We start from the raw sequence: 14,601 nt of genomic DNA on the forward strand, positions 1-14,601 counted from the left end.
ACCCTCTGACCGGGAGGACCCACCAGCTCAACCAACCGCATGGAGGTGACCCATGCGCGTCGGCCTAGTGTGCGCGCACTCCGGCCCGTCGCGGCCCGCCGACGGCCCGGTGGTCGGCACGCGCGAGCACATCGCGCGGGTCGCCGCCGAGCTGGCCGGGCGCGGCCACGACGTGCACGTGTACGAGCGCCGGGACGATCCCGCGCTGCCCGCCACGGCGGAGGTCGACGGCTACCGGGTGGAGCGGGTGCCGGTCGGCCCGGCCGCGCCGATGCCCACCGCCGAGCTGGTCGGGCACGTGTCGGAGTTCGGCCGGTGGCTGGCCGACCGGTGGGCCGGCGGGTGGTCCCCGGAGGTGGTGCACGGGCACTACTGGGTCGGCGGCCTGGCCGCCGCGCACGCGGTGCGCGAGACCGACATCCCCGTCGTGCAGACCTTCCACTCGCTCGGCGTGGAGCAGCTGCGCCACCTCGGCCCCGGCTACGACGGCCCCGGCACCCGCATCCCGCTGGAGCGGGCCCTGACCCGGGCGGTGGACATCGCGGTCGCCCAGTGCAACGACGAGGTCGACGAGCTGACCCGGATGGGGCTGCAACGCAGCTCGGTGGCGATGGTCCCCACCGGGGTGGACACCGACCAGTTCCACCCGGACGGCGAGGCGGCCCCGCGCGACCAGCGCTCGCGCATCCTCTCCGTGGGCGGCCTGACGCCCGGGCACGGCCACGACGACCTGATCCGGGCGATGCGGCTGGTCGGCGACGCCGAGCTGGTGATCGCCGGCGGCCCGCCGGCCGACCAGCTCGCCGGCCACGCCGAGGCGCGCCGGCTGCGCGAGCTGGCCGAGCGCACGGGGGTGGCCGAGCAGGTGACGCTGGTCGGCGCGGTGCCGCACGACCAGATGGCCACCTGGTACCGCTCGGCCGACGTGGTCGCCTGCACCCCGCACTACTCCTCCGCAGGCCGGGTCTCGCTGGAGGCGATGGCCTGCGGCGTGCCGGTCGTCGGGTACGCGATGGGCGGCATCGCCGACGCCGTCGTCGACGAGGTCACCGGGAAGCTGGTGCCGCCGGGCGACGTGCGGGCCCTCGGGATGACCCTGCGCCGGCTGCTCGCCGACAACGCGGGCCGGTTCGCGTACGGGCACGCCGCCGTGGACCGGGTCCGGTGCAGCTACACGTGGGAACGCACGGCCGGCGCGCTGGAGCGGCTCTACGAGCGGGTGGTGCTGCGGCGCAGGCCGGTCGAGGCGGCGTAGCCCGAACCGGCCCGGCGTGCCCGGACCGGCCCGGCGTGGAGGCTGCCGGGGCGGGCCGGTCAGCGGCGGGGGCGGGCCGGTGCGCCGGCGGGGAGCATCCCCCGGGCGTGTTCCCGGGCCGCCACCTCGTGGTGGTGCTGCGGCTCGGCGTAGCGCGTCAGCCCGATCACCGCGGCCAGCGTGGCCAGGAAGCCGAGGGCGGCCAGCCACTCCCGGCCCGGCCAGATCTTGTCGTTGAGCAGGAGCAGCCCGACGATCGCGGCGGGCACCGCCCCGGCCGCGTCCATCGCGGCCACCGCCGCCGTGGTCGAGCCGCGCTGCATGGCCAGGCCGAGCAGGAGCTGACCAACCAGCGAGTGGGCCACCAGCAGGTAGAGCAGCGGGTCCCGGACGAACCCCTCCACGCTTGTCACGGCGGCCAGCGGGCGGGCGGCCACCGCCGCGGCGGAGAAGGCCAGCCCGGCCAGCGAGCCGAGCGCCACCGACCCGGGCGAGCCGTGCAGCCGTACCGCGAAGAAGCCGACCACGGCGATCACCGCGAGCGCCGCCGCCAGCGCGACCAGGCCGGCGGGCCCGAGCGGCCGGGACTGCGCCGGCTGCGCCGACAGCACCAGGCCGGTGACCCCGACGACGAGCAGCACCAGCAGCGCGACCTCGGCGGTGGGCAGCCGCCACTTGAGCACCAGCACGCCGAGGATCGCGGTCACCCCGAGCCCCGCCGCCACGCTGGCCTGGACCAGGAACAGCGGCAGGTCCCGGCGGGCCAGGAAGGCCAGCACGAAGCCGCCGACCTGGCAGGCGAGGCCCACGAGGTACGTGCGGTGGCCGGCCAGCCGCAGCAGCAGCCCCGGATCGAAGGTGTGGTGCACGGTGGTCCGCGCCGCGGCGACGGACTGGAGCAGGTTGGCGAAGCCGTACGCGACGATCATCGCCGCCAGGAAGCACCAACCGGAGGACACCACCTGGCGAGGATAGAGGCTGGCGGCGCTCAGCGCTCGGCCGGCCGACCCAGCCTCGCCAGGATGTCGGCGTGCAGCGGCCCGTTGCTGGCCACGGCGCTGTTCTCCACCGAGGCGTCGCCGCCCGGGGCGGGCCGCCCCGCGAGGTCGGTGAACGTCCCGCCCGCCTCGGTCACGATCGGCACCAGCGCGGCGACGTCCCACAGGGACAGTTCCGGCTCGACCATCACGTCCAGGGCGCCCTCGGCGAGCAGCATGTAGCCGTAGAAGTCGCCGTAGGCCCGGCTGCGCCAGGTGTCCCGCATGAGCTGGAGCACCGGCTCCAGCAGGCCGGCGGACTCCCACCCCGACAGCGACGAGTAGCAGAAGCTGGCGTCGGCGAGGCGGGTCACCGCCGACACCCGGATCGGCGTGCCGTGCGCGGCGTCCGGGCCGGCGTACGCGCCCGCGCCGAGCGCGCCCCACCAGCGGCGGCCCAGCGCCGGCGCGGAGACCAGCCCGAGCACCGGCCGGTCGCCCTCCAGCAGGGCGATCAGGGTGGCCCAGACGGGCACCCCCCGGACGAAGTTCTTGGTGCCGTCGATCGGGTCGACCACCCAGCGCCGCCCGCCCGGGGTGGCCGGGGGCTGCCCGCCGTACTCCTCGCCGAGCAGGCCGTCGCCGGGGCGGTGCGCCGCCAGCAGCGCCCGGATCTCCCGCTCCACGGCGGTGTCGGCGTCGGAGACCGGGGTCAGGTCCGGCTTCGCCTCCACCCGCAGGTCGAGGGCCCGGAACCGGGCCGTGGAGATGGCGTCCGCGGCGTCGGCGAGCAGGTGGGCGAGGGCGAGGTCGTCGGCGTACCCGGTCATGCCGCAAACGGTAGCGGCGGCCCGGTCACGCTTCTGCCGGCGGGTCGCCGGTCACGACCCCTCCAGCGGGTCGCCCGGGTTGCGCTGGTCGGGCTCGCGGCTGTCGCCCTCCCCGGACCGGGAGGCCAGCAGCCGGCGGTACGAGGCGAGCCGGCGCTCGTCGGCCTTGCCGGCGGCCACCCACGCGTCCAGCGCGCAGTCGGCCTCCTCGGCGGTGTGCTGGCAGTTCGCCGGGCAGTCGACCGTGCCCTCCACCAGGTCGGGGAAGCCGTGCAGCAGGCTGTCGGCCGAGACGTGCGCCAGCCCGAAGCTGCGCACCCCCGGGGTGTCGACGATCCAGCCCGGGTCGGCGACGATGCCGGGGCGGGGCGGCAGCCGCAGCGCCACCGCGCTGGTCGAGGTGTGCCGGCCCCGGCCGATCGCGCTGACCACCCCGACCGCCCGGTCGGCGTCCGGGACGAGGCGGTTGACCAGCGTCGACTTGCCCACCCCGGAGTGGCCCACCAGGACCGACACCCGGCCGGCGAGCAGGTCGCGCAGCGCGTCGAGGTCGGCGTCGGGCCGCAACAGCACGTACGGCAGCTCCAGCTCGGCGTAGTAGCCGAGCACCTGCTCCGGGCCGGCCAGGTCGGCCTTGGTGAGGCAGAGCAGCGGCTCGATGTCGGCGTCGTACGCGGCGACCAGGCAGCGGTCGATGAACCCGGTGCGCGGCGGCGGGTCGGCCAGCGCGCTGACGATGACGAGCTGGTCGGCGTTGGCCACCACGACCCGCTCCAGCCGCCCTTCGGCGGTGTTCTCGTCGTCGTCGGCGGTGCGCCGCAGCACCGAGGTGCGCTCGGCGATCCGGACGATGCGGGCCAGCGCGCCGTCCGCCCCGGAGGTGTCCCCGACCAGGCCCACCCGGTCGCCCACCACCACCGACTTGCGGCCCAGCTCCCGGGCCCGCATGGCGGTCACCAGCGGGGCGTCGGGGCCGGCGTCGGGCAGCACGCACGTGTAGCGGCCCCGGTCCACGGCGATGACGAAGCCGTCGACGGCGTCGGCGTGCCGGGGTCTCGTGCGGGTGCGCGGGCGCGACGACCTGCCGGGCCGGACCCGTACGTCGTCCTCGTCGTACTCCCGCCGTTTCGTCGCCAGGACGCCCTCCGCCGTGTCAGCTCTCTCCGGTCACCATCGCCGACCATAGCCCGGGGAACTCCGGCATGGTCTTCGAGGTGCACGACACGTCGTCGAGCTCGATGCCGGGGACCGCCAGGCCGGTCACCGCGGCGGCGTGCGCCATCCGGTGGTCGTGGTACGTCCGGAACTGCCCGCCGTGCAGCGGCCGGGGCCGGATCTCCAGCCCGTCGGCCGACTCGGTGAGGTCGGCGCCGAGGCCGGTGAACTCGCGGGCGAGCGCGGCGATCCGGTCGGTCTCGTGCCCCCGGATGTGTGCCACGCCGGTGAACCGGGACGGCGAGTCGGCGAGCACGGCGAGCGCGGTCAGCGCCGGGGTCAGCTCGCTGACGTCGGAGAGGTCGGCCTCGATGCCGTGCACCACGCCGGTGCCGCGCACCGTCAGCCCGTCGGTGGTGAGGACCACCTCGCCGCCCATCCGGTGCAGCAGCGTGCGGAGCTGCTCGACGGGCTGGGCGCTGCCGCGCGGCCAGCCCCGCAACGTCACCTCGCCGCCGGTGACCAGCGCCGCGGCGAAGAACGGCACCGCGCCCGACAGGTCGGGCTCGATCTCCCAGCCCCGCCCGGTCAGCGGCCCCGGCTCGACGACCCAGACGTCGGGGGTGCCGTCATCGACGGCCGCCCCGGCGGCCCGCAGCATCTGCACGGTCATCCGCAGGTGCGGCGCGGACGGCACCGGCGGGCCGACGTGCCGGACCACCACGCCCCGGTCGAAGCGCGGCGCGGCCAGCAGCAGGCCGGAGACGAGCTGGCTGGAGGCGGAGGCGTCGATGACCACCTCGCCGCCGGCCACACTCCCGGTGCCGAAGACGGTCAGCGGGAGGCTGCCGGTGGCCGGGGACTCGACCCGCACCCCGAGGGAGCGCAGCGCGTCGATCAGCGGGCCCAGCGGGCGGGTGCGGGCCTGCGGGTCGCCGTCGAAGGTGATCCGCCCCTCGGCGAGCCCGGCGACCGGGGGCACGAACCGCATGATGGTGCCGGCGAGGCCGACGTCGACGTGCGCCGGGCCGGCCAGCGGGTGGGGCCGGACCAGCCAGCGGTCGTCGTCGGTGATCGACATGTGCGCGCCGAGGGCCCGCAGGCCGCCGGCCATCAGTTCGGTGTCGCGGGCGCGCAGCGGCCCGGCGATGGTGGAGGGGCCGCCGGCCAGGGCGCTGAGCACCAGCGCGCGGGCGGTCATCGACTTGGAGCCGGGCAGCCGCAGCGTGGCAACCACCGGGTCGGACGCGGTCGGAGCGGTCCACGGCCGTAGCGGCCGGGTCGCGGTCGTGTTCCCCACGGTCACATTCTGCCGTGCCCCGGCCGCCGCCCGACCGGCCGCCGGGCGGGCTCCCGGTGGGCGGGACGGCTTCCCCGGGGCCGGGCCCGCGACCGGGACGGCCGTCGGCGGGACAGCCGAACGCGGCCCGGGGCGTTAGCGTGTGCCCCATGTGCGGGAGGTACGCCACGACCCGGAGCGCGGTCGACCTGAGTGCCGTGTTCGAGTCGTCCGACGAGACGCAGGGCCGGGCCCGGTCGAGCCACAACGTCGCCCCCACGACGACCGTGCCGTTGGTGCGGCTCACGCCGGAGGGCCACCGCGCCCTGTCCGCCGGCCGCTGGGGGTTCCTGCCGCCCTGGTCGAAGTCGCCCGCCGCCGGGGCCCGCATGATCAACGCGCGGGCGGAGACGGTGGCCACCAGCCGGGCGTACGCGCCCGCGTTCGCCCGTCGGCGCTGCCTCGTGCCCGCCGACGGCTGGTACGAGTGGGTCCGGCTGCCCGAGGGCGGTCGGCAGCCCTACTTCATGACCCCGGCCGACTCGTCGGTGCTCGCCCTGGCGGGCATCTGGTCGGTCTGGGAGGGGCCCGCCGGGCCCGTGCTCACCTTCAGCGTGCTGACCACCGCCGCGGTGGGCGAGCTGGCCCGGGTGCACGAGCGGATGCCCCTGCTGCTGCCCCGGGGCCGGTGGGCGTCCTGGCTGGGCCCGACCGACGAGCCAACGGACCTGCTGACCCCGCCCGATCCCGGGTGGCTGGCGGGGCTGGAGATCCGGCCGGTCGGTTCGGCGGTCGGCAACGTCCGCAACGACGGGCCGGAGTTGATCACGCGGGTGCCCGCCCCGGCCGCCCCGGCCGCCGAGGTGACGCTTTTCTGACAGTTGCCGGGGGCATTGTCGCGTGCTGATTTGCCAGAGTTGCGGGCGAATCGTCGGCCAAGCTTTTAGTCATCTTTACGGAAGACTCTTGTCCCGGTGTCTGAAAGTGCGATACAACACAGCGCCGGTAGTGGGTGACGATTCGTACGGTGCGAACGGCACTCATCGATCTTTCCGGTCCCACGGGGGAGGTGGGTGGATGACACGGGCGCGTATGCCCCGCCCGCATGAGGTGGCTGCCGCACGACGAGATCCGCGACTGTTGCGGGCGTTGCGTGAACGGCGGCACGACGAAGCCTGGCGCACCAGAGGCACCTGCCAGAGCGTGGATCCGGAGACGTTCTTTCCGGCGCCCAACGAGCCGGCCGACGCGGCCGTCGCGCTCTGCCGCAGCTGTGACGTGCAGGGATCGTGCCTGGCCTGGGCGCTGGAGGTCGGTGACTGCCACGGCGTGTGGGGCGGCACCACACCCCGCGAACGCCGGGCCATGCTGGTCGCCTGGCGCAGCGAGGTCGACCCAGACCCGGACGCGGCCGACGAGGCCGGCCCGCCGGTGCGGGACCGGCTGCTCACCCTGGTCCCGCTGAGCTGACCGCCCCGGCCGTCCCGCCCACCGGCAAGGGCGGGACGGCCGGCGGCGGTCCGACCAGGGCGGTCCGACCAGGGCGGGGCGGCCGTGGTGCCTGCCTCCGGGCGGCGTCGGTGCGGTGCGCCGTCGGCTCGCGGCGGTGACCCGCAGAATGGGCCCGTGCGAGACGCGGACGAGATCGTCACCCCGCGCGGACCGGCCCGGGTCGACACCGACCTGCCCGCCGGCCCGCCGAAGGCGCTGCTGGTGCTCGGGCACGGCGCGGGCGGTGACGTCGACGCGCCGGACCTGGGCGCGCTACGGGACGCGGCGGCCCCCGCCGGGCTCGTCGTGTGCCGGGTGACCCAGCCCTACCGGGTCGCCGGACGGCGCGCGCCGGCCCCCGCCGGGCACCTCGACGAGGCGTGGACGGCGGTCCTGGCCGAGCTGCGCCGACGGCACCCCGCTGTGCCCACGCTCGTGGTCGGTGGCCGGTCCAGCGGCGCCCGGGTGGCCTGCCGCACCGCGACCGCCGTCGGCGCGGACGCGGTGGTGGCCCTGGCGTTCCCGCTGCATCCGCCGGGTCGGCCGGAGCGCTCCCGGGCGGCGGAACTGGCCACCGGGCTGCCGACGCTGGTGGTCAACGGCGACCGGGACCCCTTCGGCGTGCCCGAGCCCGGCCCGGGGGTGCGGGTGGTGGTCCGGCCCGGCGAGCGGCACGACCTGGCCGGCGATCCGGCCGGGACGGCCGCGGTGGTCGTCGACTGGTTGCGCGCGCGGGGCTGGGCGTCGCCCTGAGGCGCCCCGGGCCGTGACCCGGGGCCGTACGCCTCGTTGTCTCCGATGGTGTCGGAGGCCCGGTCCGGGCGGCCGGCACCGTCCCTCCCAGGCCCTTCCTGGTCCCAGCGCCGACACCCGCCGGAGTCGGGGCCGGGACCAGGAACGGGGCCGGCGGGCCGGAATGCCGGGGCCCGCGCCCCGCGTTACCCCCCACGGAAGAGACTTCTGCTTCAGGGGGGTGTGACCGGTGCCGACCGAGACGCGGAGCCGGGAACGGGACGAACGGGAGGCGCAGCAGCTCAGGAAGCTGCTGGGCGGACCGGAATGGCCCGTGGTGGCGGGGCCGGTCGGGCCACGGTGGCCCGCCGTGGTGAGGACCAGCACACCGGCCGAAAGTGAATCTGCGGGCAGTGTCAGGCGCGTATCCTCGGCGGGAAAGCATCCGACGCGAGGGGATGTGCGGTTGACCACCGAGAAGACGGACGAGCGCAGGGCCCGCTTCGAGCGGGACGCGATGCCATTCGTCGACCAGCTCTACGCTGCCGGGCTGCGGATGACGCGCAACCCGGCGGATGCCGAGGACCTGGTCCAGGAGACGTACCTGAAGGCGTACGCGGCCTTCCACCAGTTCGAGCAGGGCACGAACCTGAAGGCCTGGCTGTACCGGATCCTGACCAACACCTACATCAACTCCTACCGCAAGCGGCAGCGCCAGCCCATCCAGGCGCCGACCGAGGAGATCACCGACTGGCAGCTCGCCGAGGCCGAGTCGCACACCTCCAGCGGGCTGCGTTCGGCCGAGACCGAGGCGCTGGACCGGCTGCCGGACAGCGACGTCAAGGAGGCCCTCCAGCAGTTGCCGGAGGAGTTCCGGCTGGCGGTCTACCTCACCGACGTCGAGGGCTTCTCCTACAAGGAGGTGGCCGACATCATGGGCACGCCCATCGGCACGGTGATGTCGCGGTTGCACCGGGGTCGTCGTAATCTGCGCAAGCTGCTCGAGGGCTACGCCGCCGAGCGCGGTTTCAGCGCTGCGCGGTCCCCGAAGGGCTCGACCGCCGCCGCCGGCCGGGAGGTGTGACGTGAGCTGTGGGAAGCCGCACGAGACGGACTGCCGTGAGGTGCTCGCCGAGGTCTACTTCTACCTCGACCTGGAATGCGCCGAGGAGCGCCGCACGCTGATCCGGCGGCACCTCGACGAGTGCGGGCCGTGCCTGCGCGAGTACGGCCTGGAGCAGGAGGTGAAGGCGCTGGTGGCCCGCTGCTGCGGCAACGAGACCGCGCCCGAGCAGCTGCGCGAGCGGCTGCGGGTGCGCCTCACCGAGCTGGTGGTCTTCGAGACGAGCGAGTCCCGCGAGCTGGCCGACTGACGGCCGGTGCACCTGGACGTGCCGGTGGCCCGGGTCGGAATCCGACCCGGGCCACCGGCGTCTCCGGCCATGGCCGGCGAAGAGCACTGAGCGGTCGGCGGTCGCCCGCCGCGCGACTCAGGAGTTGGGGCGCTTGCCGTGGTTCGCGCTGCTCTTCTTCCGGGCCTTCTTCTTGCGGGCCTTCTTCGCCATGCTGACCTCCTCGGGTGCTGGTCGGTGTCCGCCGGCGGCGAGCGCGGCGGTGGTCGCGTACCGGTCGCCCGGTCACCCGGGGCCGACCCGCTGATGCTAGTGCGGCCCGCGGCGGCCGTGGTCCGCCGGGGCACCGTGGCGGGCCCGGTTCTCCGTCGACCGGGCCCGGTTGCGGTGGCCCGCGCGACGGGTACCGCATGTCGGGGGCCGCCGACGCGCCCCGCGACGGTCCGGCACGTGATTGGATACCGATCGCAGACACTGGCGGAAGAGGGAGGACCCGGAGATGGCCGACGAGATCCGCGCCGAGATGGTGGCGAACGTGTGGAAGGTCGTCGCGTCGGCCGGGGACACCGTGTCCGAGGGGGACACGCTGGTGATCCTGGAGTCGATGAAGATGGAGATCCCCGTCGTCGCCGAGTCCGACGGCGTCGTCCAGCAGCTCGCCGTCAACGAGGGTGACGTGGTGCAGGACGGTGACCTGATCGCGGTGATCGGTTGACCGGCCTGCGGGTCAGGCGGGCCACCCCGGCCGACTTTCCGGCGGTGGCCCGGCTGACCGTGGCCGCGTACGAGGCGGACGGTCAGCTCAAGGGCGAGCACGGCTACGGTGTCGTCCTCGCCGACGTGGCGACCCGGGCGGAGAGCGGCGAGGTGCTGGTCGCCGTCGATGGGGCCACCGGCGAGCTGCTCGGTTCGGTCACGTTCGTGCTGCCGGGCACCCCGTACGCCGAGCTCTCCGGCCCCGGCGAGGCCGAGTTCCGGATGCTGGCCGTGGACCCGGCGGCCCAGGGCCGGGGGGTCGGTGCGACGCTGGTCGAGGCATGCCTGTCCCGCGCCGCCGCGCTGGGCTGCTCGGCGGTGGTGATCTGCGTGCGCGGCGGGCTCGCCGAGGCCGCCCACCGGCTCTACGAGCGGCTGGGCTTCGTCCGCACGCCGGAGCGGGATTGGTCTCCGCTGCCCGGGGTGGACCTGCTCGGCCTGCGGCGGGAGCTGCCCGGCCCGAGCTGACCTGACCCTGCGCCCGGTCGGCCCGCCGCACCGGCCCTAGGGCTCCCGCCGCGCCGGCCCTACGGACTCCGCCGGCTGCGGCGCGGGGTCCGGCCGGACGGTGTCGGCTCAGCCGTCGGCGATGCGGGCGAGCAGCTCGTCGGCCACGTCCAGGGCGATCTTCCGCCGCTCCTCGTCGGTGACGCGCGGGGCGCGGATGGCGAACCAGCTGCTGTGCACGGCGAACAGCGACAGGGCGGCACGCAGCTGGGCGGCGGGCGACTCGTCGCCCCGGGCCAGGGCGTCGGCCAGTCGGAACATCCGGTCGCGCATCTGCTGGCCGGCGGCCAGGCTCTTGAGCGCGGTCTGGTTCTGCTCGAAGAAGCGCATCACCGAGGGCTGTTCGGTGGCGAACATGCTGTCGGCGTAGCGGGCGATCAGCTCCCGCCGCGTCGCCAGCGTGGAGGGCTGCTCGTCGGCCCAGGCGATCAGCGCGTCCATCCGGTCCAGCCGCTCCTCGACGAAGCTGCTGACGATCTCGTCCTTGCTCTTGAAGTGGTAGTAGAGGGCGGCCTTCGTCACGTTCAGCCGCTCGGCGATCTCGCGCAGCGATGTCTTCTCGTAGCCCTGCTCGGTGAAGAGTTCGAGGGCCACGGCCTTGATGCGCTCCCGCGTGCCTGTGCTCTCTCTCACCCGAACCACCCAACTCGCTTGACGACCAGTTGCCTCCCAACTTACCGTGCGGCTAGTAAGGTAACTAGCCGGCCGGCAAGTAAGTCGGTCACATCCCGGGGGGAGCTTACCGATGAGTCAGGAAGTCGAGGGCGCGGAGCGACGACCCAACGTCCGGGTCGTCCTCTTCGGCCTCATGATCGCGATGATGCTCGCGATGCTCGACAACATGATCGTCAGCACCGCGCTGCCGCGCATCGTCGGCGAGTTCGGCGGGGTGGACCACTTCACCTGGGTCGTCACCGCGTACGTGCTGGGCACCACCGTCTCCACCCCCATCTGGGGCAAGCTCGGCGACCTCTACGGCCGCAAGGCGGTCTTCCTGACCTCCGTGGGCATCTTCCTGGTCGGCTCCGCGCTGTGCGGGATGGCCGGCTCCGGCGTGTTCGGGGGCGCCGACAGCGGCATGATCGAGCTGATCGCCTTCCGGGCCGTCCAGGGCCTCGGCGCGGGCGGGCTGATGGTCGGCGTGATGGCGATCATCGGCGACCTGGTCCCGCCCCGGGAGCGGGGCCGCTACCAGGGCATGATGGCCGGCATCATGGCCATCGCCATGGTCGCCGGGCCGCTGGTCGGCGGCTTCATCACCGACAACCTCTCGTGGCGCTGGGCGTTCTACGTCAACCTGCCGCTCGGCGGCGTCGCGCTGCTGGTGCTCGCCACCACCATGCACCTGCCGAAGTACCGCACCGAGCACCGGATCGACTGGCTCGGCGCGGGGCTGCTCTCGGTCGGCATCACCGCGATCGTGCTGATCACCACCTGGGGCGGCAGCTCCTACGACTGGGCCTCGCCGCAGATCCTCGGCCTGTCCGCCCTGGCCCTGGTGAGCCTGGTCGTGTTCGGCTTCGTGGAGCGGCGCGCGGCGGAACCGATCCTGCCGCTGGGGCTGTTCGCCAACCGCAACTTCGCCCTGATCTCGATGATCGGCTTCCTGCTCGGCTTCGCCATGTTCGGGGCGATGAACTTCCTGCCGCTCTACCAGCAGACCGTGCAGGGGGCGTCGGCCACCAACAGCGGCCTGCTGCTGCTCCCGCTGATGTTCGGCATGCTGGTGGTCTCGCTGGTGGTCGGCCGGGCGATCACGAAGACCGGCCGGTACCGGATCTTCCCGATCGTCGGCGGCGTGGTGATGACCCTCGGCCTGGCCCTGCTGACCCGGCTCGACGTGGGCACCGGCAAGGCGGAGTCCTCGCTCTACATGATCGTCCTCGGCGTCGGCATGGGCTTCCTCATGCAGACCTCGATGCTGATCGCGCAGAACAGCGTCGAGCAGAAGGACCTCGGCGCGGCCAGCGGCGCGGCCACCTTCTTCCGCTCCATCGGCGGCTCGTTCGGCATCTCGCTGTTCGGCGCGATCTTCGCCAACCGGCTCGCCGACTCGCCCGCCGGGTCCGCGTTCAGCGGCGGGGGCGGCGAGGGCGGCCAGATCGACCTCGACAAGCTCAAGGAGCTGCCGGCGCAGGCCCGGGAGCTGGTGCTGAGCGGTCTCGCCGACGCCATCTCGCACGTCTTCTGGTGGGCGGTGCTGTTCACCGTGCTGGTGCCGGTGCTGGCCTGGTTCATCCGGGAGATCCCGCTGCGCTCGACGAACGACGCCCCGCCGGCCGCCACGCCGGAGGAGCAGGCCGAGACGGCCCTGGGCAAGGCCGCGGCGGTCTGACCCGGCCACGGCCGCCCGCCCCGACCGGGGCGGGCGGCCCGGGTCGGCAGCGCCGCCGGGGTCGGCCTCAGCCCCGGCGGCGGGTGAGGCGGTCCCAGAGGCGGCGCAGCCGGCCCGGTCGGGACCGGCCCGCCGCCGGGCCCGAGATCAGCTCGCCGGCCAGCGCGGCCGTGGCCGGGTCGAGGGCCGGGGTGGCCAGCGCCAGGTACGCCAGCGAGACCGCGATCGGCACGCTCCGGTCCCGGGCCACCGCCGCCGCGTCGGCGAGCCGGTCGGCCACCACGCCGGCCACGTCCTCGCGGACCGAGGGGTCCACCCAGGCGGCGGTGACCAGGGCGAACAGGGCGGCCTCGGTGATCCAGTCCTCCACTCCCCAGACCAGCTCGACCAGCGTCCGGCGACGGGTGGAGGACGCCCACGGCTCGTCCGTGCGGTGGTGCAGCAGGCCCAGGCACGCCCACACCTGCACGCAGCGGACCCAGAGCGACGGGTCCTGCCCGGCCAGCACCCGGCCCAGCCCGGTCGGCGGGGCCGCGGGCGGGTGCACCAGCAGCCCGAGCAGGTCGGGCAGCCCCAGCGTGGCCAGGCCGACCGCCGCGTCGTACGCCGCCGGAGGGTGCGGCCACGCCGGGTGGGCGAGCTGCCGGATGCGGTCCGCCGCCTCGGCCGAGGGCGCCGGCACCGCCGGGGCGGCGACGGTGCCGTCCCAGCGCCACAGCGGCCGGTCGGTGGCCCGGCGGGGCTCGCGCGGATCCGGCTCGGCCACCTCCGCCACCTCGACCCGCAGGTCGGGCGCGGCCGCAGCCACGGTGCGCAGGGCGCTCGGCGGCTCCAGCGTCTCCAGCCGTACGGTCGCGCCGAGGGCGTCCTGCTCGGCGGCCAGGGCGTGGCGCAGCACGGCGACGGCCGCCCCGGCGGCCGGGGTGACCTGACCCAGCCACGGCCGGCTGCGGCAGCACTCGGCGAGGTCGCCGTGCTCGTGCGAGTCGTCGGGATGGTCGCGGACGAAGTCGGCCAGCGCCACCAGGTGCGCCACGTCGCCGTCGCGCTGGAAGCGCAGCCGGTGCGCGGTGTGCACGGCGCAGTCGAAGGCGGGGTTCCGGGCGAGGGCGCGGTCGGTCCACTCCAGGGCCTCGTCGAGCCGGCCGGTGTCGGCCAGCGTGCCGGCGATGTCGGCGTAGACGGCGAGGTCGTCCGGGTCGTGGTCGACGGCCCTGCCGAGCGCGGCGAGGGCCTCCCGGGTGCGGCCGGCGCTGCGGTACGCGTACCCGAGCCAGACCTCGCCGAGCTTCGACGGGCGCGCCCGTACGCCGCGGCTCGCCCAGCGGACCGCCAGGGTGACCTCGCCGAGGCGCCGGGCCAGCGCGGACGCCGCGCCCAGCAGCAGGGCGTGCTCGGGATGGACGGTGACCGCGTTGTGGGCCAGGGTGAGGTACGGCGTCAGGGGCGCCCGGTCGGCGCGCGGCACCGGGTCGGGCGTGGCGGCGCACACCTGCATCAGCACCTGGGCGATGCCCTCCGGGTCGAGCCGCTCGGGCAGCTCCGGGGCCGTCACCCAGGGCACCCCGGCCCAGTCGGCGCTGCGGTCGTGCCCGGTGGCGGCGGCCAGCAGCTCCAGCCCCTCGGCGGGCCGCCCCGCCGCGGCGAGCAGGTGCGCCCGGGCCACCACCGTGCCGACGAAGGCGCGCTGGTGCAGGGGGAACAGGTCGAGGCCGCCGCCGCTGACGGCGGCCAGCCGGGCCAGCGTCTCGTGCGCCTCGGGCAGGGTGGGCGACCGGGTCAGCGCGCTGGCGACGTGCCCGGCGGCGTGCGCCAGGTCACCCTCGTCCAGCGCGAGCCGGGCCAGGGCCAGCTCCTCCTCCGCCGACAGCGGGGGATCGTCCCTTCCCTCGGACACGTGGGCCTCTCGGTGGTAGGTGCGGGTGGCCGGGC

The 14,601-nt window shown here is 75.2% G+C and carries 15 protein-coding genes; 9 read left to right on the plus strand and 6 right to left on the minus strand.

The window, feature by feature from the left end:
• Positions 1-52: 52 nt before the first annotated feature.
• Entirely contained in the window at positions 53-1,255 is a 1,203-nt protein-coding gene (locus LPA42_RS16490; RefSeq protein ID WP_077938446.1) for a glycosyltransferase, read from the plus strand.
• A gap of 59 nt (positions 1,256-1,314) precedes the next feature.
• On the opposite strand, the gene LPA42_RS16495 is transcribed toward LPA42_RS16490, so the two are convergent.
• The 4 genes from LPA42_RS16495 to aroA all read right to left on the minus strand — a co-directional run bounded on the left by LPA42_RS16495 (position 1,315) and on the right by aroA (position 5,517).
• Positions 1,315-2,217 (minus strand): hypothetical protein, encoded by a 903-nt coding sequence (locus tag LPA42_RS16495; RefSeq protein WP_077938447.1) that lies wholly within the window; start codon positions 2,215-2,217, stop codon positions 1,315-1,317.
• A 26-nt stretch (positions 2,218-2,243) separates the two neighbouring features.
• Entirely contained in the window at positions 2,244-3,062 is an 819-nt protein-coding gene (hisN, locus tag LPA42_RS16500) for a histidinol-phosphatase (protein WP_077938448.1), read from the minus strand.
• A 51-nt stretch (positions 3,063-3,113) separates the two neighbouring features.
• Positions 3,114-4,052, minus strand: a complete 939-nt coding sequence (gene rsgA / locus LPA42_RS16505; RefSeq protein WP_077938463.1) for a ribosome small subunit-dependent GTPase A — start codon at positions 4,050-4,052, stop codon at positions 3,114-3,116.
• A 163-nt stretch (positions 4,053-4,215) separates the two neighbouring features.
• Positions 4,216-5,517: a 3-phosphoshikimate 1-carboxyvinyltransferase gene (gene aroA / locus LPA42_RS16510; protein WP_077938449.1), complete on the minus strand. Its 1,302-nt coding sequence runs from the start codon at positions 5,515-5,517 to the stop codon at positions 4,216-4,218.
• A gap of 149 nt (positions 5,518-5,666) precedes the next feature.
• Here aroA and LPA42_RS16515 point away from each other — a divergent pair, with 149 nt between their 5' ends.
• The 7 genes from LPA42_RS16515 to LPA42_RS16545 all read left to right on the plus strand — a co-directional run bounded on the left by LPA42_RS16515 (position 5,667) and on the right by LPA42_RS16545 (position 10,295).
• Positions 5,667-6,374 carry an SOS response-associated peptidase gene (locus LPA42_RS16515; protein WP_077938450.1) on the plus strand — a complete coding sequence of 236 codons (708 nt, stop codon included), beginning with the start codon at positions 5,667-5,669 and terminating at the stop codon, positions 6,372-6,374.
• A 199-nt stretch (positions 6,375-6,573) separates the two neighbouring features.
• On the plus strand, positions 6,574-6,966 hold the full coding sequence (locus LPA42_RS16520; protein ID WP_077938451.1) for a WhiB family transcriptional regulator: 393 nt from the start codon (positions 6,574-6,576) through the stop codon (positions 6,964-6,966).
• A 156-nt stretch (positions 6,967-7,122) separates the two neighbouring features.
• Positions 7,123-7,740 (plus strand): alpha/beta family hydrolase, encoded by a 618-nt coding sequence (locus LPA42_RS16525; RefSeq protein ID WP_077938452.1) that lies wholly within the window; start codon positions 7,123-7,125, stop codon positions 7,738-7,740.
• A 229-nt stretch (positions 7,741-7,969) separates the two neighbouring features.
• Positions 7,970-8,803, plus strand: a complete 834-nt coding sequence (locus LPA42_RS16530) for a sigma-70 family RNA polymerase sigma factor (protein WP_077938453.1) — start codon at positions 7,970-7,972, stop codon at positions 8,801-8,803.
• A 1-nt stretch (position 8,804) separates the two neighbouring features.
• The gene (gene rsrA, locus LPA42_RS16535; RefSeq protein WP_074472685.1) at positions 8,805-9,092 is read left to right on the plus strand and encodes a mycothiol system anti-sigma-R factor; all 288 of its coding nucleotides are present in this window, start codon (positions 8,805-8,807) and stop codon (positions 9,090-9,092) included.
• A 478-nt stretch (positions 9,093-9,570) separates the two neighbouring features.
• On the plus strand, positions 9,571-9,786 hold the full coding sequence (locus tag LPA42_RS16540) for a biotin/lipoyl-binding carrier protein (protein WP_077938454.1): 216 nt from the start codon (positions 9,571-9,573) through the stop codon (positions 9,784-9,786).
• Positions 9,783-10,295, plus strand: coding sequence for a GNAT family N-acetyltransferase (locus LPA42_RS16545; RefSeq protein WP_077938455.1), 513 nt, complete (start codon positions 9,783-9,785; stop codon positions 10,293-10,295). The genes LPA42_RS16540 and LPA42_RS16545 overlap by 4 nt, the downstream gene beginning before the upstream one ends.
• 108 nt (positions 10,296-10,403) lie before the next feature.
• Here the strand turns inward: LPA42_RS16545 and LPA42_RS16550 are convergent, their stop codons facing one another.
• On the minus strand, positions 10,404-10,967 hold the full coding sequence (locus LPA42_RS16550) for a TetR/AcrR family transcriptional regulator (RefSeq protein ID WP_077938456.1): 564 nt from the start codon (positions 10,965-10,967) through the stop codon (positions 10,404-10,406).
• Between the two features lie 112 nt (positions 10,968-11,079).
• On the opposite strand from LPA42_RS16550, the gene LPA42_RS16555 reads away from it, so the two are divergent.
• On the plus strand, positions 11,080-12,669 hold the full coding sequence (locus LPA42_RS16555) for an MDR family MFS transporter (protein WP_077938457.1): 1,590 nt from the start codon (positions 11,080-11,082) through the stop codon (positions 12,667-12,669).
• 67 nt (positions 12,670-12,736) lie between these two features.
• Here LPA42_RS16555 and LPA42_RS16560 read toward each other — a convergent pair whose 3' ends face one another.
• The gene (locus LPA42_RS16560) at positions 12,737-14,566 is read right to left on the minus strand and encodes a tetratricopeptide repeat protein (protein WP_077938458.1); all 1,830 of its coding nucleotides are present in this window, start codon (positions 14,564-14,566) and stop codon (positions 12,737-12,739) included.
• Positions 14,567-14,601 lie beyond the last annotated feature (35 nt).

The organism is Micromonospora sp. DH13, from assembly GCF_020873825.1.
In the GTDB taxonomy this organism is placed as follows: domain Bacteria; phylum Actinomycetota; class Actinomycetes; order Mycobacteriales; family Micromonosporaceae; genus Micromonospora; species Micromonospora haikouensis.